The 19,313-nt window shown below is 64.4% G+C and carries 19 protein-coding genes and 1 tRNA gene; 11 read left to right on the forward strand and 9 right to left on the reverse strand.

Annotated elements, in window-relative coordinates; translation table 11 throughout:
- Window positions 1–28 precede the first annotated feature (28 nt).
- Window positions 29–619, forward strand: coding sequence for a DedA family protein (locus ACTDI4_RS12700; RefSeq protein ID WP_442841495.1), 591 nt, complete (start codon window positions 29–31; stop codon window positions 617–619).
- 10 nt (window positions 620–629) lie between these two features.
- Here ACTDI4_RS12700 and ACTDI4_RS12705 read toward each other — a convergent pair whose 3' ends face one another.
- Window positions 630–989, reverse strand: coding sequence for a diacylglycerol kinase (locus ACTDI4_RS12705; protein ID WP_442841496.1), 360 nt, complete (start codon window positions 987–989; stop codon window positions 630–632).
- A gap of 356 nt (window positions 990–1,345) precedes the next feature.
- Between ACTDI4_RS12705 and ACTDI4_RS12710 the strand changes: the two genes are divergently transcribed.
- Window positions 1,346–2,356, forward strand: a complete 1,011-nt coding sequence (locus ACTDI4_RS12710) for a GGDEF domain-containing protein (RefSeq protein WP_442841497.1) — start codon at window positions 1,346–1,348, stop codon at window positions 2,354–2,356.
- Window positions 2,357–2,463: 107 nt separating this feature from the next.
- Here ACTDI4_RS12710 and ACTDI4_RS12715 read toward each other — a convergent pair whose 3' ends face one another.
- Entirely contained in the window at window positions 2,464–3,837 is a 1,374-nt protein-coding gene (locus ACTDI4_RS12715) for a class II 3-deoxy-7-phosphoheptulonate synthase (RefSeq protein WP_442841498.1), read from the reverse strand.
- 362 nt (window positions 3,838–4,199) lie between these two features.
- Here ACTDI4_RS12715 and ACTDI4_RS12720 point away from each other — a divergent pair, with 362 nt between their 5' ends.
- Window positions 4,200–6,095: an ABC transporter ATP-binding protein/permease gene (locus ACTDI4_RS12720; protein ID WP_442841499.1), complete on the forward strand. Its 1,896-nt coding sequence runs from the start codon at window positions 4,200–4,202 to the stop codon at window positions 6,093–6,095.
- 190 nt (window positions 6,096–6,285) lie between these two features.
- Complete coding sequence (gene mgtE / locus ACTDI4_RS12725) at window positions 6,286–7,650, forward strand: magnesium transporter (protein ID WP_442841500.1); 1,365 nt, start codon at window positions 6,286–6,288, stop codon at window positions 7,648–7,650.
- Between the two features lie 22 nt (window positions 7,651–7,672).
- Here mgtE and gor read toward each other — a convergent pair whose 3' ends face one another.
- The 3 genes from gor to rpiA form a co-directional block, all read right to left on the reverse strand.
- On the reverse strand, window positions 7,673–9,064 hold the full coding sequence (gor, locus tag ACTDI4_RS12730) for a glutathione-disulfide reductase (protein WP_442841501.1): 1,392 nt from the start codon (window positions 9,062–9,064) through the stop codon (window positions 7,673–7,675).
- A 101-nt stretch (window positions 9,065–9,165) separates the two neighbouring features.
- A complete protein-coding gene (locus tag ACTDI4_RS12735; RefSeq protein WP_442841502.1) occupies window positions 9,166–9,720 on the reverse strand; it encodes a DUF2059 domain-containing protein in 555 nt (184 codons plus the stop codon).
- 48 nt (window positions 9,721–9,768) lie between these two features.
- Window positions 9,769–10,467 (reverse strand): ribose-5-phosphate isomerase RpiA, encoded by a 699-nt coding sequence (rpiA, locus tag ACTDI4_RS12740; RefSeq protein WP_442841503.1) that lies wholly within the window; start codon window positions 10,465–10,467, stop codon window positions 9,769–9,771.
- Between the two features lie 144 nt (window positions 10,468–10,611).
- Between rpiA and ACTDI4_RS12745 the strand changes: the two genes are divergently transcribed.
- Window positions 10,612–11,307 carry a phosphoglycolate phosphatase gene (locus ACTDI4_RS12745; RefSeq protein ID WP_442841504.1) on the forward strand — a complete coding sequence of 232 codons (696 nt, stop codon included), beginning with the start codon at window positions 10,612–10,614 and terminating at the stop codon, window positions 11,305–11,307.
- A gap of 8 nt (window positions 11,308–11,315) precedes the next feature.
- Here ACTDI4_RS12745 and ACTDI4_RS12750 read toward each other — a convergent pair.
- Window positions 11,316–11,390: transfer RNA gene (locus ACTDI4_RS12750), tRNA-Val, on the reverse strand.
- 133 nt (window positions 11,391–11,523) lie between these two features.
- Window positions 11,524–13,383, reverse strand: coding sequence for a L,D-transpeptidase family protein (locus tag ACTDI4_RS12755; protein WP_442841505.1), 1,860 nt, complete (start codon window positions 13,381–13,383; stop codon window positions 11,524–11,526).
- Between the two features lie 277 nt (window positions 13,384–13,660).
- Here ACTDI4_RS12755 and ACTDI4_RS12760 point away from each other — a divergent pair, with 277 nt between their 5' ends.
- Window positions 13,661–14,056 (forward strand): rhodanese-like domain-containing protein, encoded by a 396-nt coding sequence (locus ACTDI4_RS12760; protein ID WP_442841506.1) that lies wholly within the window; start codon window positions 13,661–13,663, stop codon window positions 14,054–14,056.
- A gap of 6 nt (window positions 14,057–14,062) precedes the next feature.
- Here ACTDI4_RS12760 and ACTDI4_RS12765 read toward each other — a convergent pair whose 3' ends face one another.
- Entirely contained in the window at window positions 14,063–14,971 is a 909-nt protein-coding gene (locus tag ACTDI4_RS12765) for an alpha/beta fold hydrolase (RefSeq protein ID WP_442841507.1), read from the reverse strand.
- 48 nt (window positions 14,972–15,019) lie between these two features.
- On the opposite strand from ACTDI4_RS12765, the gene ACTDI4_RS12770 reads away from it, so the two are divergent.
- A complete protein-coding gene (locus ACTDI4_RS12770) occupies window positions 15,020–15,472 on the forward strand; it encodes a MarR family winged helix-turn-helix transcriptional regulator (protein WP_442841508.1) in 453 nt (150 codons plus the stop codon).
- 11 nt (window positions 15,473–15,483) lie between these two features.
- Here ACTDI4_RS12770 and ACTDI4_RS12775 read toward each other — a convergent pair whose 3' ends face one another.
- Window positions 15,484–15,834, reverse strand: coding sequence for a gamma-butyrobetaine hydroxylase-like domain-containing protein (locus ACTDI4_RS12775; RefSeq protein WP_442841509.1), 351 nt, complete (start codon window positions 15,832–15,834; stop codon window positions 15,484–15,486).
- 199 nt (window positions 15,835–16,033) lie between these two features.
- On the opposite strand from ACTDI4_RS12775, the gene moaA reads away from it, so the two are divergent.
- From moaA to mobB, 4 genes are all read left to right on the forward strand, one after another.
- Complete coding sequence (gene moaA / locus ACTDI4_RS12780) at window positions 16,034–17,029, forward strand: GTP 3',8-cyclase MoaA (protein ID WP_442841510.1); 996 nt, start codon at window positions 16,034–16,036, stop codon at window positions 17,027–17,029.
- Between the two features lie 123 nt (window positions 17,030–17,152).
- Entirely contained in the window at window positions 17,153–18,073 is a 921-nt protein-coding gene (locus ACTDI4_RS12785) for a DMT family transporter (protein WP_442841511.1), read from the forward strand.
- Window positions 18,074–18,106: 33 nt separating this feature from the next.
- The gene (gene mobA, locus ACTDI4_RS12790; protein ID WP_442841512.1) at window positions 18,107–18,736 is read left to right on the forward strand and encodes a molybdenum cofactor guanylyltransferase MobA; all 630 of its coding nucleotides are present in this window, start codon (window positions 18,107–18,109) and stop codon (window positions 18,734–18,736) included.
- Entirely contained in the window at window positions 18,733–19,242 is a 510-nt protein-coding gene (mobB, locus tag ACTDI4_RS12795; protein WP_442841513.1) for a molybdopterin-guanine dinucleotide biosynthesis protein B, read from the forward strand. Before mobA ends, mobB begins: the two co-directional genes overlap by 4 nt.
- The last annotated feature ends 71 nt before the right edge of the window (window positions 19,243–19,313 follow it).

Raw genomic sequence — 19,313 nt, forward strand, 5'->3', positions numbered from 1 at the left:
ACTGGCGGCAGTGCGGCAAGGGAAGGCAATGACACAGGTCATCCACCACCTGATCGAGCAATACGGGCTGATCGCCGTGTTCCTGGGCTGCATGGCCGAAGGCGAGAGCGCCGCCATCCTGGGCGGTTTCTTCGCGCACCAGCATGTCTTCGTCATCTGGCAGGCGCTGCTGGCTGCCTTCCTGGGCGCGTTCGTCGGCGACACGTTCTTCTTCTTCCTCGGCCACAGCTTTGCCGAGCATCGCTGGGTCCGCCGCCTGCGCAGGCGGCCCGGCTTCAACCACGCCTACCGTCTGGTGCGCAAACATCCGAACATCTTCGTGCTGTCCAACCGCTACATCTACGGCATGCGCCTCGTCGGCGGCGTAGCCTCCGGCCTCTCGGGCATACCCGTCTGGCGCTTCGTCCTGCTCAACGCCCTTTCCTCGCTGGTGTGGGCATTGCTGTTCGTCACGCTTGGCTATGTCTTCGGGCTGGGCGCGGAGCAAATCGTCGGTCGCGCCCTGCTCCACCACCAGCGTCTACTGATCGCCTTGGGCATCGGGCTGGCAGTGGTGATCGTCGCAGCTCTCGTCGCGCACTACATCGCAAAGCGCGAGCGCGCCAAAGAAACCGATTGAACCGGCGAAATCAGAACGGCAGGCCGGCCAAGCGCTCGCCGATGGCGACGAGCCAGACGCCCGCGGCCAGCACGATAGCGATCAGCACGGCAAGCGAGCCGCAATCCTTGGCAAGCTGGATGTCGGAATCGAATTCGCGGCTGACGGCGTTGCAGGCAGCCTCGATGCCGGTGTTCAGCACCTCGACGAGGATCAGCACCAGCACCGCGCCGAGAAGCAGCGCATAGCCGCTCCAGGACGTGGAGGCGAACCAGCCGATCGGCAATGCCAGCCCCAGCAGCGCCAGTTCCTGCCGGAAGGCCGCCTCGCTGCCCGCCAGCCGGCGGAAGGCGCGCACCGAATTGTGAAAGGCATCGATCAGCCGCTTCATCCCCGCTCCTTTCCGCACCGCCGGCAGGTCATTTCCTCCTGCTGGCGGAATGAAGCGCTTATGTCGCGTCCCTCCGCCTTCCGCAACCTCGATCGAAGGTGCCAGACGATCGGTAGCCGGCAATTGCAAGCAGGGATTGATCCGAAAGAAACAAGCAATTAAGAAAACTTTAGCTAGAATGCTTCTATGTTCTACAAGCGAAGATCGCAAAGGGGGTGCCATCTTCGCCGAAGCGCTGACCAGTCAGGACGCCCCCTTTCCGGCAAACCCAGTCACGCCGGACGCAGGGAACACTCATGCAGCCGGCAGCAGTTCCTCCTGAACGCAGTACCGATCTGGCGACTACGGTTGTCACGATGATGCGCCAGCTCGGCATCATGGGCCTACCGCGCAACTATGAGATATTCTACGAGGCACTCGCCGGCACCAGCCCGGAACTGAGCCTGTCGGTCATCGCGCTCAGCAATCGCCCGACGCAGGACGAACTTGACCGGATCGGCCAGAAATTCTTCGCCCACAACCACACCCGCAGTATCGTCGAGCAGGCGCGGGACGTGCTGGCGCGCGAACTGGAGGACGTGGCCGCAATGCTGCGCTCCGAGCGGACGCACATCGAGAAATATGGCAGGATCCTGGACGAAACCTCCAGCGGGCTGAAGGAGCGCAACGTGCTGTCGCGCGAATTGCTGGAGAAGATCGTCGGGGCGATATCGACCGCCACGGCATCCACGCTGGACCACGGCCGGCGGGTGGCAACCGCCCTGAACGACAAGACGAACGAGCTGGAAACCGTCAAGTCGAAGCTGGAGGAATACAAGCGCCTGGCCGATACCGATCCGCTGACGCATATCTGGAACCGCCGTGCCTTCGATACCGAGATCGCCAGGATATACAACAGCAACCGAGGCATATTGTTCAACGCGCTGATCCTGGCCGACATCGACTCCTTCAAGAACATCAACGACCGTTTCGGCCATCCCGCCGGCGACAAGATCATCAAGAGCGTGGCCTCGATATTCCACTCCAGCGTGCCCGCCGGTATGTTCGTGGCGCGCACCGGCGGTGAGGAATTCGCTCTCATCGTGGATGGCGCCACCGAGGACGCCACCTTCGAGATCGCCGAGCGCATCCGTACGCTGGTGGAACAGACGTGCTTCACCTGCGACAAGGCCGGGACGGACTGCGGCCCCGTCACGATTTCGATGGGCATCTGCATGGCCTCCGAAGCCAGCGGCCCCGAGGAGCTCTACGCCAAGGCCGACCGCGCGCTCTATCGCTCCAAGGTCGAAGGCCGCAACCGCGTCACGAGGCACTCCTCCATGCCCGGCCGGCCGGGCAAGAACTGGATGCTCTACAAGACCGAGTGACCTTCGGCACGCCCTCACCGGGCAGAAGCCTCCCCGATCGGCCTGGAAAGGAAAAAGGCGCCGGATTTCGCCGGCGCCTTCAGCATTTCTTCCCGAGCCGTCCGCTCTCAGCCGGCGATAGCCTGCCGCTGCGGGATCACGTGGCTCTTCCTCAGCAGATCCGAGACCAGGAAGGCCAACTCGATCGACTGGTCGGCATTGAGCCGCGGATCGCAATGGGTGTGGTAGCGGTCCTGCAGTTCCTCGGCAGTGATGGCACGCGCGCCGCCCGTGCATTCGGTGACGTTCTTGCCGGTCATCTCGATATGGATACCGCCCGGATGCGTGCCCTCGGCGCGATGCACTTCGAAGAAGGTCTCCACCTCGGACAGGACGCGCTCGAACGGTCGGGTCTTGTAGCCGGCGGCGGTGATCGTGTTGCCATGCATGGGGTCGCACGACCACACGACGGAACGGCCTTCCTTCTGCACCGCGCGCACCAGCTTGGGCAGATGATCGGCCACCTTGTCGGCGCCGAAACGGGCGATCAGCGTCAAGCGGCCCGGCTCGTTCTCGGGGTTGAGCAGGTCGATCAGTTCGAGCAGCCCGTCCGGCGTCAGCGAGGGTCCGCATTTCAGGCCCAGCGGGTTCTTGATGCCGCGGCAATATTCGATATGCGCATGGTCGGGCTGGCGGGTGCGGTCGCCGATCCAGATCATGTGGCCGGAGGTGGCGTACCAGTCGCCCGTGGTCGAATCGACGCGCGTCAGCGCCTCTTCGTAGCCCAGAAGCAGCGCCTCGTGACTGGTGTAGAAGTCGGTCTCGCGCAGCGCATGGTTCGTTTCCGAGGTGATGCCGACGGCCTTCATGAAGTCAATCGTCTCGGTGATGCGGTTGGCGATCGACTCGTATTTCTCGGCCTGCGGGCTGCCGGAAACGAAGCCCAGCATCCAGCGATGCACATTCTCCAGGCTGGCGTAGCCGCCCTGCGCGAAGGCGCGCAGAAGGTTCAGCGTGGCCGCCGACTGCCGATAGGCCATCACCTGCCGCTGCGGGTCGGGCACGCGCGACTTCTCGTCGAATTCCAGACCGTTGATGATGTCGCCGCGATAGCTGGGCAGCGTTACCCCGCCCTTGGTCTCGTTGTCGGCGGAGCGCGGCTTGGCGAACTGGCCCGCAACGCGTCCGACCTTCACCACAGGCTGCGAGCCGGCGAATGTCATCACCACTGCCATCTGCAGGAACACGCGGAAGAAGTCGCGGATATTGTCGGCACCGTGCTCGGCGAAGCTCTCGGCGCAGTCGCCTCCCTGAAGCAGGAACGCCTCACCGGCAGCCACGCTGGCAAGTTGCTTCTTCAGCTTGCGCGCCTCGCCCGCAAATACCAATGGCGGAAAACTGGCAAGCTGGGCCTCCGTGCTCTTCAACGCAGCCGCGTCCGGATAGGCCGGAACCTGGCTGACCGGCTTTGCTCTCCACGAGTTCGGGGACCACTTCGTCATCGTCACAATCCAACGCTTGCTGCTGCGGACGCCATTGCCCGCAAGCCTGCCACTCAATATGGGGACCGCGCTCCCTTACATGAAGCCGGCCGCGCATTCCAGTCCGGATTTGATTCGGCCCGTCACCGGGTGGGTTGTCGTTCGGCGTACGGCTTCTGTTGCGCCGCAGCAACGACGCGTCGAATTGCGTTTGTGCGCGCAAACGAAAACTAATTGAAAATGATCAATTGGTGTTACGATCCGTAACAAAACAAAAAAGGTTTGGACGGATAGTGATTCGGGTCGGCAGACCATTCCATTCAGTGCTGAAGCCATCTCCGCCCGGCGCAGATGCGCCACCTGCCAGGACGCCGGTTTCTTCGATGCGCAGCTTCTGGGGCCTCATGCGGGCCTACTGGTTTTCCGAAAGGTGGAAGGAAGCCTGGCTGCTTGCGGTGGTGATCGCCCTGCTGACGGCGCTGTCCAGCAAGGCCGGTGTCTGGTTCGCGGAAGCCTCGGGCGAGTTGGTGAATTCCATCGCCTTCTTCCACGACGCCGCCAACACCTCCCCGCTGAAGAGCCTTCTGGAGAATGCGGCAGCGCTCGTGGCGCTGGTCGTGCTCAAGGATGCCGGCATCACCGGCGCGCGCAGTTTCGTTTCAGCCACCCTGCACCGCAAATGGCGCGGGTGGCTGAACGGCCGCTTCAACGAGGCGCTACTGGATCCCAACCACACGCATTTCCATACCCAGCACGGCGGCGAGGCCAGCGCGCCCGACAATATCGACCAGCGCGTGCAGGAATCCATCAAGAGCCTGACCGGCGGCGCCATCGGCCTGGCCATGGGGGTGATGGCAGTTGCCACCTCCATTTTCTTCGTCGGCCAGAAGCTGCTGGAAACCTCGACCGAGGTGGCCGGGCTGGAGTTCCTGGGCGAATACGGCAGCGCCGTGCTGGCGCTGGTGGCGGTGGCCACCTACGTGCCCGTCAACACCTGGATCGCCGTGAAGCTCGGCGGGCTGCTGGAGCGATTGAGCATCCGCATGCAGCAAGCCGAGGGAAGCTACCGTGGCGAGTTGACGACGTTCCTGCGCCGCTCCTTCCACGTCGCCGCCTCGCGCGGAGAACACATGCAGAAGTCGATGCACGACCGGCTCTATGTCGACATCGATCGCACATGGTCGCAGCTGATCGTGGTCAACACCGGCTATTCCGCCTTCGAGATGGTGTACAATTTCATCGGCGCACGCGTGGTCGCCTATGCGCCTGGCCTGGTGCCCTTCATCCACAGCAGGCTCGACCTCAAGGGCTACATAACCGGGGCGGAGCTGGTCAATTCGCTGATCAGCCAGTGCTCGTGGTTCATCCACGTCATGCCGGCGATCGCCACGCTAAGAGCCAACGGCCGTCGCGTCATCGAGCTTGCCGAAGCCATCGAGAACGTGCAGCAGCCCGCCGAGTTCTACCGGCAGACCGGCAGGTCCGAATTCACCTATTCCCGACAAAATCCCGTTTTCGGGCTGACCGTCCAGCACCTGGAGCTGATGCATCGGGGCCACGATACCGCGCCTTTCCTGACCACGGAGCGGCTGCGCTTCCGGCGTGGTGAATGGACCTTCCTGAAGGGAGAATCGGGCTGCGGCAAGACCTCGCTGATCAAGGCGATCAATGGCCTGTGGCCCTACGGGCACGGCACCGTCGTCTTCCCGGAGGGAATCAAGAGCTTCTATGCCGCGCAGGAGGTGAAGCTGCCTCCGCTGTCGCTCAAGGAACTGGTCTGCTTGCCGGAGCCGCCGGACGGTCATGGCGATGCGCAGACCGCCGCCGCCCTGCACAAGGCCGGGCTGGGCGAATTCATCGAGAACCTGCATGACGAGAACCGCCAGGGCAAGAGCTGGGACCAGACCCTTTCCGGCGGCCAGAAGCAGAAACTTGTGGTCGCCCGCATCCTCTTGCAGAAGCCGGGGCTGCTGTTCCTGGACGAGGCCACCGGCGCGCTCGACCCGGAAGGCAAGGTCGCCTTCCATCAGGCGATCAAGGACAATTGCCCCGATGCGACCGTCATCAGCGTCATGCACGAGGCGGTGCCGCCGCGCTCGGCCACGGGTCAGGAATTCTACCACAGCGTGCTTTCGATCGCCGACGGCGTGGCATCCAAGAGGCCGCTGGCGCCGAGCCTTCCAGCCGAAATCACCACCATTCTCACCCGCCCGCCGGCGCTGGACGACGGCTGGCTGCGAATCCCGCGGCTGCGCCTGCGGGCATCCAACCGGAGCTGACGCGAAGGCGCCTCATTTCTGTTGACTTGAGGTGGCGCGCTCCTATGTTGCGCTGGCTTGCAAAGCCGAACCAATCCTGCAAGCGGAAAGGTCAACCCGCCATGCCTGGCGACAGTCACAGTCGAATGCAATCGCCGTCTGCCTGACGTGACCTCTCGGCTCACGCTTGGCGGACGGCCAGGAGTGAGCCATGAACGAATCTTCGCCCGTCGCTGACGACGATGCCGTCGCCATCGCCCGCATTCTCGCCAACGATCACGTTGCCGACGTCGTCGAGGCCCTGAACCAGGAGCCCCGTGAGCTGGCGTCGGAACTGCTCGCTGAGCTGCCCTTCGAAAGAACGGTCGAGATATTCGACCAGCCCGAGCTTGAAGAGGCTCCGGAGCTGGTCGAATCGCTGCCGCGCGAGCGTGCCGCCAAGTTGCTGGCCGCCATGTCCGCCGACCGCGCCGCCGACGTGCTGCGCGAGTTGAGCGAGCCTGCACGGTCCCAATTGCTGCATGCGCTGGCACCGGGGGTGCGGCATTCGCTGCTGGCTATCCTCGGCTATCCGGAAGGCAGCGCCGGCTCGATCATGACCACCGAATATGTCAGCGTACCGCCGGACTGGACCATAGGCGCCACGCTGGAATACATCCGCAAGGTGGAACGGACCCGCGAGACCGTCTATGCGATCTATGTGGTGGACCCGCTGACACGCAACCTGCTGCGCGCCTTCGGCTTGCGTCGGCTGATCACCGGCGCCCCGGAGGATCGCATCATCGATATCGCCCCGGAGCATTCGCCGGTCACGGTCTCGCCGCTGATGGATGTCGAGCAGGTGGCCCACCTCATCCGCAAGTACGATTTGCTTGCCGTGCCCGTGGTGGAAGACGAGAAAATCCTCGGCATCGTCACCGTGGACGACGTCCTCGACACGATGATCGAAGAAAACACGGAAGACGTGCATCGTTTCGGCGGCATGGAAGCACTGGACGAGCCCTACATGAAGATGGGCTTCTTCTCCATGATCGGTAAACGCGGCGGCTGGCTGTGCGCGCTGTTCCTCAGCGAGATGCTGACTGCAAGCGTCATGCAGCACTATGAGGTCGAGCTCGAAAAGGCGATCGTGCTCACTCTGTTCATCCCGCTCATCATGAGTTCGGGCGGCAATTCCGGCTCGCAGGCGACCTCTCTGGTCATTCGTGCGCTGGCGCTGCGCGAGATCTCACTGGCCGATTGGTGGCGGGTGGTCATGCGCGAACTGCCCAGCGGCGTCGTGCTGGGCACGATGCTTGGCCTCGTCGGCGTGGTTCGCATCACGCTGTGGCAGACCCTCGGCCTCTACGATTACGGCCCGCACTGGGAATTGATCGCCGCTACGGTAGGCGTCGCACTGGTCGGCATCGTCACCTTCGGTTCCCTGACCGGCTCCATGCTGCCCTTCGTGCTGAAACGCATAGGCTTCGACCCAGCCAGCGCGTCCGCTCCCTTCGTGGCCACGCTGGTCGACGTGACTGGCCTTGCCATCTACTTCACGGTGGCGCTGATGATCCTGCGCGGAACATTGCTCTAGGCAGAGGCGGCCGGCGGGCGGATCAGTCGATCCGCTCGCCGTTCTTCACCCGGTAGGTCGGCTTGTACATGGTGACGAGTTCCTCCGCCGCGGTCGGATGGACGGCCATGGTGCGGTCGAAATCATCCTTGCTCACGCCCGCCTTCAGCGGAATGCCCAGCAATTGCGCCATCTCGCCCGCATCGGGCCCCAGCACATGGGCGCCGAGCACCTTGCGGGTGGCGGCGTCCACCACCAGCTTCATCAGCATCTTCTCGTCGCGGCCCGACAGCGTGTTGCGCATCGGCCGGAACGAGGCGCGGTAGATTTCCAGCTCGGGATAGCGCTTGACGGCCTCGTCCTCCGACAGACCGACCGTGCCGATCTCCGGCTGCGAGAACACGGCCGTGGCGATGGTGTCGTGGTCGGGCGCGGTGGGATTGCCCTTGAAGGCCGTTTCCACGAAGCACATCGCCTCGTGGATTGCCACCGGCGTCAGTTGAACGCGATTGGTGACGTCGCCGATCGCCCAGATATTGTCGGCGCTGGTGCGCGAATAGGCGTCTACCTTGATCGCCCCGCCTTTCACCGTCTCCACGCCCGCGGCATCGAGGCCCAGCCCTTCCACGTTGGGAACACGTCCGATGGCAAGCATCATCTGGTCGGCGCCGAGCTTCCGCTTGCCGGTGACGGTGATGTCGAGACGGCCGTCGGGCCGCCGCTCCACTTTCTCGGAGGTTGCGTGGCAGAGGATATCGATCCCCTTCTTCTCCATGGTTTCGTGCAGCATGCGCCGCAGATCCATGTCGAAGCGGCTGAGGATTTCCGTGCCGCGGTAGACCAGCGTGGTCTTCACGCCGAGGCCGTGGAAAATGTTGGCGAATTCAACCGCGATATAGCCGCCGCCTTCGATCACGATGGCCTCCGGCAATTTTTCGAGATGGAATGCCTCGTTGGAGCTGATGCACAGCTCGTGGCCGGGCAGCGCCGGATGCGCCGCCGGCCGGCCACCCGTGGCGACGAGAATGGTCTCGGCCGTCACGCTGCGCCCCTCGCCCGCGAGCCGGATCGTGTGCCGGTCGACCAGTTCGGCGCGGGTATGGAAGGCCTCGGCACCGGCGCCCTCTACGTTCCTGCGGTAGATGGCCTCGAGACGCGCGATCTCGCGATCCTTGTTGGCGATCAGCGTCGGCCAGTCGAAGCCGGCCTTCGGCACCGTCCAGCCATAGCCGGCGGCATCCTCGAAGTGCTCGGGAAACTGCGAGGCGTAGACGAACAGTTTCTTGGGCACGCAGCCGCGGATGACGCAGGTGCCGCCGAACCGGTATTCCTCGGCTATGCCGACGCGTTTGCCGAGGGCTGCGGCAACGCGCGCCGCCCGCACCCCGCCGGAGCCGCCGCCGATCACGAAGAGATCATAGTCGTAAGCGCTCATGACGGACTCCGTTCGGTGCAGTTGCGGTCACAGGTAGGCCGCCGCGTGCCAGATGAAAAGCCCAGCCTGATCGGCCGGGCCGTCAGGGCGCCGCTACGAGGTCAGTTCTGCGAGCCGGTGTCGGCTCCGTCTGCCGGGGCAGGCTGCGCCTTGGTTCCCGCCGCGGCCTGAAGCGCCTCGCCCACCTGCTGGGCCAGATCGCGCGCGATGCCATTCTGCCAAATGTCGGCCGCCTTCACCAGTTCGCGCGTCACGATCGGCCCGCTGTCGAGCAGCTTCTTGCCGGCTTCGGAATTGTAGAAAGCGGCGATGTCGCTCAGTTCCTGCTCCGAGAACACCTTGGCATAGGCGACCGCCGCTTCCTTCTCCAGGTCCGCCCGGCGGGAGGCGAGCGCCAGCGCCTTTTCGCTGACGGTCCTGGAGATCAGCTCCTGCATGTCGGGATTCTTCTGGATGAGTTGCTGCTCCAGCGCCGCCGCGGCCTGCGGCAGGATGCCGTCGAAGCTGTCGGTGGCGTGGATCGCCGCAATGGCCGCGCGCGAGGCTTTCATGTGCGGTTCGGAAATGTCCTGCGACAACGCGGGCGACGACAGCGCCAGGACGGCCGATGCAGCTAGAACGGCGGAAAGGCGGCGAACCCGTTTATGCAAATTCATGATCGGTAGGACTCCCCTGTTTTTTCAGGCCTGTTTCGTCGGATGTGGCTATCGGGTGGCGTAGACGGTCTCGATGCCGTCGTCGCCGGCGATGACGGCCGCAGATGCCAGCCCGATGAAAAGACCATGCTCGACCACGCCCGGAATGGCATGAAGAGCATCGGAGAGCGCTCTTGTATCCGGAATGCGGCCAAAAGATGCATCAAGAATGAAATGGCCGCCATCGGTAACGAAAGGCTGGCTCCCCGTCATCCGCAATGCGATCGGGCCCTCAAGGCCAAGCGCGGCGGCGGCCTTGCTCACGGCAATTTCCGTGGCCCGCAGGCCGAAGCGGTTGACCTCGACAGGCAGCGGGAAACGCCCGAGCGTCTCCACCAGCTTGGAACGATCGGCGATGACGATCATGCGCGAAGAGGCCGCAGCCACAATCTTTTCGCGCAGCAACGCGCCGCCGCCGCCCTTGATGAGGGTGAGCGACGGATCGATCTCATCGGCACCGTCGATGGTAAGATCGAGTTCTGGGGTCTCCTCCAGCGTGGTGAGCGGCACGCCGAGTTCCATGCAAAGGGCGGCGGTACGCTCGGAGGTCGGCACGCCGACGACATTCATGCCGGCGCCGACCTTTTCGGCCAGCAGGCGCACGAACTCCTCGGCCGTCGTGCCCGTGCCGATGCCGAGCCGCATGCCGTCACGCACATGGGAGAGCGCGGCGCGCGCGGCTTCGACTTTCAATTGCCTCGCGTCCATCTGAGTGCCCTCGCTTCGCGCATTCTTCGTGCGCCGCTCTAGCATTTTTGCCCGTCCGGTCAAAGGGAGATGCCGGGCTGGCGCCTTGCCCGATCGGTATCCGGGGGCTATCGCCTGGCAGGAAGATTATCGAAAGGACCTATCATGACGCGCCCCATCATCGTGTTCGATCTGGACGGCACCCTCATCGACACGGCGCCTGACCTGCTCGACAGCCTGAACCATACCCTCGCAGCCGGACAATTGCCGGCAGTGGACGAGACCGGCTTCAGGCGCTTCGTCGGCCATGGCGGCCGCGTGATGATCGAGCGCGCATATACGGCCCAGCGCAAGACTCTCGTCGCTGACGAGCACGACAGGCTGTTCGGAATATTCCTCGACCACTACACGCTCAACATTCCCGGCAGGTCGCAGCCGTACCCCGGCGTGCTGGAAGCGATCGCCCGCTTCGAGCAAGCCGACTACGCGCTGGCCGTATGTACCAACAAATATGAGGCCAACTCGCTTCAACTCATCGAGGCGCTGGGGCTGACGAAGCACTTCACCGCCATTGCCGGCCAGGACACCTTTCCGTTCCGCAAGCCGGACCCGCGCCATCTCACCCGTACCATCGAGCTGGCGGGGGGCGATCCCACCCGGGCCCTGATGGTCGGCGATTCGCAAACGGACATCGACACGGCCAAGGCAGCCGGCATCCCGGTGGTGGCGGTCGATTTCGGCTATACCGACCGGCATGTCCGCGAATTCGAGCCTTCGGCGATCATCTCGCATTTCGACGAGCTGACGCTCGACCTCGCCGCACGGCTGATCGAAAGCGCGAATGGAAAAAAGGTATCCTGAAAGGGAGATGGTGGGCGATGCAGGGATTGAACCTGCGACCCCACCCGTGTGAAGGGTGTGCTCTCCCGCTGAGCTAATCGCCCGCCTGAGACCCGAAAGGGTCAAGCGCGCCGGGGATATACGGGAGCAGCGCCAATGAAGTCAACCGACTTTGTTTCGATACCCCGCGAAAGAGTCGCCAAGCCGGCGGCCGGGCGTTTCGACCGGCCATACATGTCAGCTTTGCGGGCTGCGCGCCGCCTCGGTGGCATCGAGGGCCTGCTGCAGGCGTTCGTCCCGGCCATAGACGTCGTCGAAATACTCGACCTTGCCCGACATATCGGGCCAGGCGGTGAAATAGGCCACGTAGACCGGGATGTCGCGTTCCACCTTCTCGGTGGAATGGCCCTTCTTCAGCCTGTCCTTGATCGCATCGACCGAGGTGCCGAGGACGGCTGCGGCCATGCCGCGCGGGTCCTGCAGGCGCACGCAGCCATGGCTGAGCGCCCGCGCGTCACGCTGGAAGAACGATTTCTGCGGCGTGTCGTGCATGTAGATGGCGTGCTTGTTGGGGAACAATATCTTCAGTTCGCCGAGCGCGTTGGCCTCGCTCGGCGCCTGGCGCACGCTGTAAGGCACTTTCGTGCCATAGGCCGCCCAGTCGACGGAAGACGAGGGAATGCGCTGGCCGCGCGAATCGGTCACCTCATAGCCGGCGCGGTCGAGGTAGCCGGGGTCGCTGCGCAATCTCGGCAGCATCTCGTTGACGATGATCGACTGCGGCACACCCCAATAGGGGTGGAAATCCACCTGCTTGATGCGATCGTAGAAGAACGAGGTCTGGTTTGTGACCTTGCCGATGACGACGCGGGTCTTCAGCTTTTCCTCGCCGCCCTCGATGTAGCTGGCGGTAAAGGCCGGCTGGTTGATGAAGACGCGCGGGCTGCCGAGGTCGGACGGAAGCCAGCGCAGTTCTTCCAGCGCATAGCGCACCTTGGCCAGCCTGTCGGCCTTGGACGTGCCGGCAAGGGCGGCCACGGTGCGCGGGCCGATCACGCCATCGCCCGCAAGGCCCGCCTTCTTCTGTGCCGCCTCGATCAGCGGCACCAGTTCGCGGTCGTAGGCCTCGACGCCGGAAAAACGCGCCAGCAGTTCGCCATAGGCGTCCTGAAGCTCGCCGTCGCGGCCGATCAGCGTCAGAAGCTTCGGCAGTTCGGCGCTGGTCTGCCCCGGTTTCAGCAGCAGCTTGGGATCGATGACGATCTCGTTCTCCTCACTCGCCCGCAGCGCTTCCAGTTCGACCCGCAGCGCCTGGTATTCCGGGTTCTGCGGATGCCGCGATTCGAGATAGGTGCGCGCCTCCTGCGTGTGCGCCATCGCCTTCAGCACCCCTTCCGCGTCGAGCGGTTTGGGCGGGAAATCGTAGTAGCCCGATATGCGGTTCGGGTCGATGCGGCCGCCTTGGGCATCGCGCACATAGCGCAGCACGCGCGCCGACAGCATCATCTCGAAGCGGATGAGGTCGCGCATGCGGCCGACGGTATCGTCCATGGAATAGCCGGCCGGGGGCACGTCCACGGCATAGTCGGAAGCGGCGAGGCCGAAGCCGTCGGCTTCGCTCAGCACCCTCACGGTCTCCTGCGCGCGGCCATTGGCGCTCCAGCCGCTCACCCAGATGAAATCGGGGTTGGCCGCATAGTAGGCAGTTAGCGCCTTGGCGATGTCCGGCTCGGCCAGAAGCGTGTAGCCGTCCAGCCCCGTCAGCGCCTCGCGGAAGGTCGTGCCGGCCAGCGCCGGCGTGAAGGCGGCATTCTGCGGCAGGGAAACCAGCGGTGAAAAATCGACCCGCACCAGCGGCGTGGCCTTATAGGTGTTGTAGGTCGGCGCGCTGATCTTGGGAGAGGCGGCCGCAGGCGGCGTGCTCCGCGGCTTCGGCGGCGGCGGGAATTCACCCCGCGGCGGCCGCGCCGGCTGTGCATTGCCGCCGAGCAGCATGTCCAGGAAACCCTGAGCGCCGGCCTGCGGAGCCCCCAGCGCCAGCATCGCCGCTAACGCCGTCAAAGGCAGCCTGACGCCTCTCTTCCCGAACGATTTCATAGATCACCCGCTCCGGTATTTGCCGGATCCCGTTCCGCCGCGAAACGAACCCGCCAGATCGCCGGCGGTGTATGACGCGATGATATCGATTCATACCGATTTGGTTAAGCTTCGATGAATTTCGAAGCCTGTGTTGCAGAACGGCTTCACGACACCGTGAAAGCCGGCGCATGCTCCCGGCCCGCAAATTTTCATGCCGCGATGCAATCCCGATGGCGGCGCGACCCTGCATATGGCATCAAATCCGCACTGAGTTTGCGATGCGCGGAGACGACCGATGAAGAAGGGCTTTCGGGAACTGCTCGACGAGGCCAACGCCGAGATCGAGGCGATCTCGCCGGACGAGGCTGCAAACCTGCTCGAAGACGAGGAGACCGTCTTCATCGACCTGCGCGACCAGCGCGAACTGGAGCGCGAAGGCCGCATTCCCGGTGCAAAGCACGTGCCGCGCGGCATGCTGGAGTTCTGGATCGACCCTGAAAGCCCCTACCACAAGCCGTTCTTTGCGTCGGGAAAGAGCTTCGTCTTTTTCTGCGCCGGCGGCTGGCGCTCGGCACTTGCCACCAAGACCGCCCAGGATATGGGGCTGGAGCCGGTCAAGCACATATTGGGCGGCTTTTCCGCCTGGAAGGCCGCCGGCCTGCCCGTCGAAACCGGCGACAGGCAACGATAGCCGGCCTCAGTTGCTTGAATCAGAGCCTGCAGCGTCCACGAAGCGCACGGCCTCTCCCACCACCCCGCCGTCGGCCAGTATGCGTCGATGGCCGAGCCCGTCCGCCCAGCACAGCCGCACATGGCCGCCGGCGTCCGCATATTGTTCGGCATGCCAGGCGGGAACCTCGCGGTCGTCACGGGCGTGAACGACCAGGGTCGGAACCGGCACGGCCGCGAGTTGCCGGTCGCCCTGGAACGCCTCCAGCCGGCGGCCGGCGACGCGCTCGACCGTTCGGGACATCGCCGCCCGTGCGCGCGGCCCGACATTGAGCATGTCGCTGAAGCCGGTGAAGATCGCAGGTATGGCGCAGGGTGCCGCGATCAGCACCAGTCTCTGCACCGGCACAGGCGCGGTCCCCCTGACGAACCCGGACACGGCGTTGACGGCGACGGCGCCCCCGAAGGAATGGCCGACGATGGCCGCGAAAGGACCGAACCATTGCTGCGCCAACGCCACTGTCTCGACCGCGCTCGCCAAGGTAAGCCTGCGGCCGCTCGACCGGCCGTGTCCCGGCAGGTCGAGCGAGATCACCCGGTTGCCGGCATCGCGAAGCCCCTCGATCAGCGCGCGCATATATTCCGTGCGCGAACGCCAGCCGTGAATGACCAGCACCGTGGCGCCGGACGCCCTCCCCGGCTCGGGACGGAATTCATGCACCGCAATGCAACCGGCGCCGTGCTTCAGGCGATGATGGCGAGCTTCGGTCATGAAGCCCGCAGCGCCGGCAAGCGCCCTGCGCTCGCCCTCGGTCGGCCGCTTGACGTTCGGGGTGCGGCAGAAAAGCTCGAACGCCGCGCGGCCTGCCAGAGACGGAGCGACATGCTCGCCAAGGCCGAACAGGCCGCGGATGACCTGCAATCCAAACGATGCCATAGTGTCGACTGATATCTCGTTCAGGTATGAACACAAAATAGTTCAAGTATGAACAATAAGCAAGAACTGCCTTGGGACAATCCGCGTTTCCGCAACTGGGTGGCGGTGGCGCGCGCCTGCCACGTGCTGGAGCGCACGCTGACGGCGAGGCTCGGGCCCCTGGATCTCAAGCCGGCGCAACTCGACGTGCTGATGAACCTCTACCGCCACCCCGGCTTGTCGCAGCACGACCTTGCCCGCCGGCTGCTGGTCGGCCGCTCCAACATCACCATGCTTTTGCCGCAGCTCGAATCGCGCGGCCTGCTGCGCCGCGAAGGCGACGAGAAGGATCGCCGCGTGCTGCGCCTTACCCTGACCGACGCGGGCGTGGCGCTGCTGATGGAGGCGCTCAAGGTTCACATGGAGCTGATAGAGCTGGCGATGAGCCAGTCCACGCCCGAGCAATGCGACATGATCGGCGAGCAGATGCGCAAGATCACGGATGCCCTGAACGGCTCGTGACCGGCCTTTCGTCAGCCGCGCGACAGGCCTTTTTGCTGCAACTCGTCCAGATAGGACTGCCAGCGTGTCTCCTTCTCCCGCCCCAGCGTGGCCAGGTATGTCCAGGTGAAGATGCCGGTGTCGTGAAAATCGTCGAAGGTGATGCGCACGGCGTAGTTGCCTACGGGGTCGATCTTGCGGATGGCGACATTGCGCTTGTTGGGCACCGTCACCCGCTGCTCCGGCGAATGGCCCTGCACCTCCGCCGATGGTGAAAGGACACGCAGCATCTCGGCCGGCAGCTCTATCGGCGCCTCGCCGGGAAAGATGACTGTCAGAAGCTTGCGATCCTTGGAAACCCTGAGTTCCTTCGGAGGGGTCATGGCGCGATACTCCGGTGGTCTCATTCCCCTACCCCGCTTCGGCCGGCACGCAAAGGCGCTTTCGTGTCGCGGACAGCCGATGTCGCCGCCGGGATGTGACCAAAGACCATGGCAGCCTATCTTGAATGCCGCGCCGGTTCGTATCACATAGCAGTATATAACGGAGCGCTCGAAAGCGCGGCGGGCGAGGAAACGCAGCATGGACATGGTCGATCCGTTCGGACGCACGATTACCTATCTGCGCGTGTCGGTGACCGATCGTTGCGATTTTCGCTGCGTCTATTGCATGTCCGAGGACATGGCCTTCCTGCCCAAGAAGGACCTTCTGTCGCTGGAGGAACTGGACCGGCTGTGTACCGTCTTCATCGACAAGGGCGTGAAAAAGCTGCGGCTGACCGGCGGCGAGCCGCTGGTGCGCAAGAATATCATGCATCTGGTGCGCGAATTGTCGCGGCATCTGAAAAGCGGCGCTCTGGAAGAGCTGACGCTCACCACCAACGGCTCGCAGCTTTCGCGCTTCGCCGCCGAGCTGGCGGATTGTGGGGTCAGGCGTATCAATGTCTCGCTCGACACGCTCGACCCGGAGAAATTCCACGCAATCACGCGCTGGGGTCATCTTGACAAGGTCATGGCCGGTATCGATGCCGCGCTGGCGGCCGGGCTCAAGGTGAAGCTGAACGCCGTCGCGCTGAAGGACTTCAACGACGCGGAGATTCCCGAGATGCTGCGCTGGGCGCATGGGCGCGGCATGGACATGACGCTGATCGAGACCATGCCGATGGGCGAGATCGAAGCCGACCGCACCGACCAGTATCTGCCGCTGTCGCTGTTGCGCGCGACGCTCGAGCGGCAGTTCACGCTGACCGACATCCCCTACAAGACCGGCGGGCCGGCGCGTTATGTCCAAGTGGCGGAGACGGGCGGCCGGCTCGGCTTCATCACGCCGATGACGCACAATTTCTGCGAAAGCTGCAACCGCGTGCGGCTCACCTGCACCGGCACGCTGTATATGTGCCTGGGCCAGGAGGACGCAGCCGACCTGCGCGCGCCGCTGCGTGCTTCGGAAGGCAACGAACTCGTCGCGGCCGCGATCGACGAGGCCATCGGCCGCAAGCCCAAGGGGCATGATTTCGTCATCGACCGCCGCACCCGTCGTCCATCGGTGTCGCGCCACATGAGCGTCACCGGCGGCTGATCCCCCGCCTGCCCTTTCCCCAACCACGTCCGGCCCGGCGCACCGCGCCGTGGACCAGCCGTTTGCCGTTGCTGTTTCGAAGATCCTTGATACAGCTTGCGGGAAGCCACCGGAGGCGTTTTCTTGCCCGTTTCCCACAATTTTCGCGGCGCGCTGTTCATGATGGTTTCGATGGTCGGGTTCTCGACCAATGACGCGATCGCCAAGTTCTGCTCCGAATCCATGAACATGGCGCAGGTCATGCTGGTGCGAGGCGTCTTCGCAGCCATTCTCGTCGTCTTGCTGGCCTGGCATCGCGGCGCACTGGCTTCGCCGCAATTGATGCTCCATCCCCTCGTGGCGCTTCGCGTGGTGGCCGAGGCGGCCGCCTCGGTGACCTTCCTGATCGCGCTCGCGAATCTGCCCCTGTCCAACGTCTCGGCCATATTGCAATCGCTTTCGCTGGCCGTCACCATGGGCGCAGCCCTGGTGCTGAACGAGCATGTCGGCTGGCGCCGCTGGCTGGCGATCGCCATCGGCTTCGGCGGTGTGCTCATCGTCGTCAGGCCCGGCTCCGACGGCTTCAGCCTCTATTCGCTGATGGCACTTGCCTGCGTCGCCTTCTGCGCTGTGCGCGACCTTGCCACCAGGCGCATTCCCGAGCAGGTTCCCTCGCTTATGGTATCCACCGCAACGGCGTTCGCCATGGTGACGATGGGCGCCCTGCTCCTCCAGCCCATGGGCGGCTGGACACCGATGACGGGCGCCAGCACCGGCCTGCTGGCGCTCGCGGCCGTGCTGGTGGTGATCGGGTACCAGTTCATCATCATGTCCATGCGCACCGGCGACATCTCCTTTATCGCACCCTTCCGCTACGCATCGCTGATCTGGTCTATCTTCCTCGGCTTTGCCGTCTTCTCGGAACGGCCCGACATGCCGATGATCCTCGGCTCGATCATCATTGTCGGCTCGGGTCTTTATACGCTCTACCGCGAGCGCCTCGCGGCAAGGCCGCGCGGCGCCCTCAAAAATGCTGGACCGGCGCTCGAACCGGAAGGCATATAGACGGCAGGCACGGCCCATTGCGGCACAACGGACATGAACGAGCGGATTGCGGGCATCATCCTTGCGGGCGGGCTGTCGCGGCGCATGGGCGGCGGCGACAAGGGTCTGCTCGTGCTCGGCGACCGGCCGGTGCTGGCGCATATCGCGGCCCGGCTCAGGCCGCAGGTGGGTGCGATGGCGCTCAACGCCAATGGCGGTCCCGCCCGATTCCGCGACCTCGGCCTGCCGGTCGTTCCCGATACGATGCATGGCTTCCAGGGGCCCCTCGCCGGCATCCTCGCCGGGCTTGAATGGACCGCCGCACATGGCGGCTGTACGGCCGCGCTCACCGTGGCCGGGGACACGCCCTTCTTCCCAAAGGATCTGGCCGCACGCCTGCAGGCAGCGGCCGCAGAGCGGCCCGGCGCCATCGCGCTCGCCGCATCCTGCGGGCGACAGCACCCCACCTTCGCGCTCTGGCCGCTGGCGGTGCGGGCGGAGTTGGAAAGCTTTCTGGCCGGCGGCAATCGCCGCGTCCTCTCCTTCATCGAGCAGCGGGAAGCGGTCACGGTGGAGTTCGAGCCGGGTGGCGGCAGCGGCCTCGGCTTCGATCCGTTCTTCAACATCAATACGCCCGGCGACTTCGCCCAGGCACAGACCATCCTGCAAGGACTGGAACCATGACGAGCCGCATTTTCGGTATCACCGGCTGGAAGAATTCGGGCAAGACCACGCTGACCGAGAGACTGGTGGCCGAGTTGGTGCGCCGAGGACGCCGCGTCTCCACCGTCAAGCACGCGCATCACGAGTTCGATATCGACAAGGAAGGCACCGATTCCCTGCGCCATCGTCTTGCCGGCGCAACCGAAGTGGCGGTGGTGTCGGGCCGGCGCTGGGCGCTGATGCATGAATTGCGCGGAGAGGAGGAGCCCTCGCTGGAGGCGATCCTCTCCCGCCTCGCTCCTGCCGATATCGTCATCGTGGAGGGCTACAAGCGCGAAGCGCACAAGAAGATCGAGACCCGGCGACTGGGCGCCAAAGATCGCACGCCGCTTTCGGCGAATGATCCCAATATCGTGGCGGTGGCCGCGGACTCTCCGCAGGAGGGCGAGTCCCTGCCCGTCTTCGACCTCGACGACATCGCCTCGATCGCCGATTTCGTGGAGCGCACCTGCGGCCTGGCCGGCTGAAATCTTTTTCTGGCGCCTGACGCTGCGGCAGGATGCGGCCTGCGCGGTGCGGCTGTTTTGCAGTTGCTTTT

The organism is Mesorhizobium sp. PUT5, from assembly GCF_052216645.1.
Lineage (GTDB): Bacteria > Pseudomonadota > Alphaproteobacteria > Rhizobiales > Rhizobiaceae > Mesorhizobium.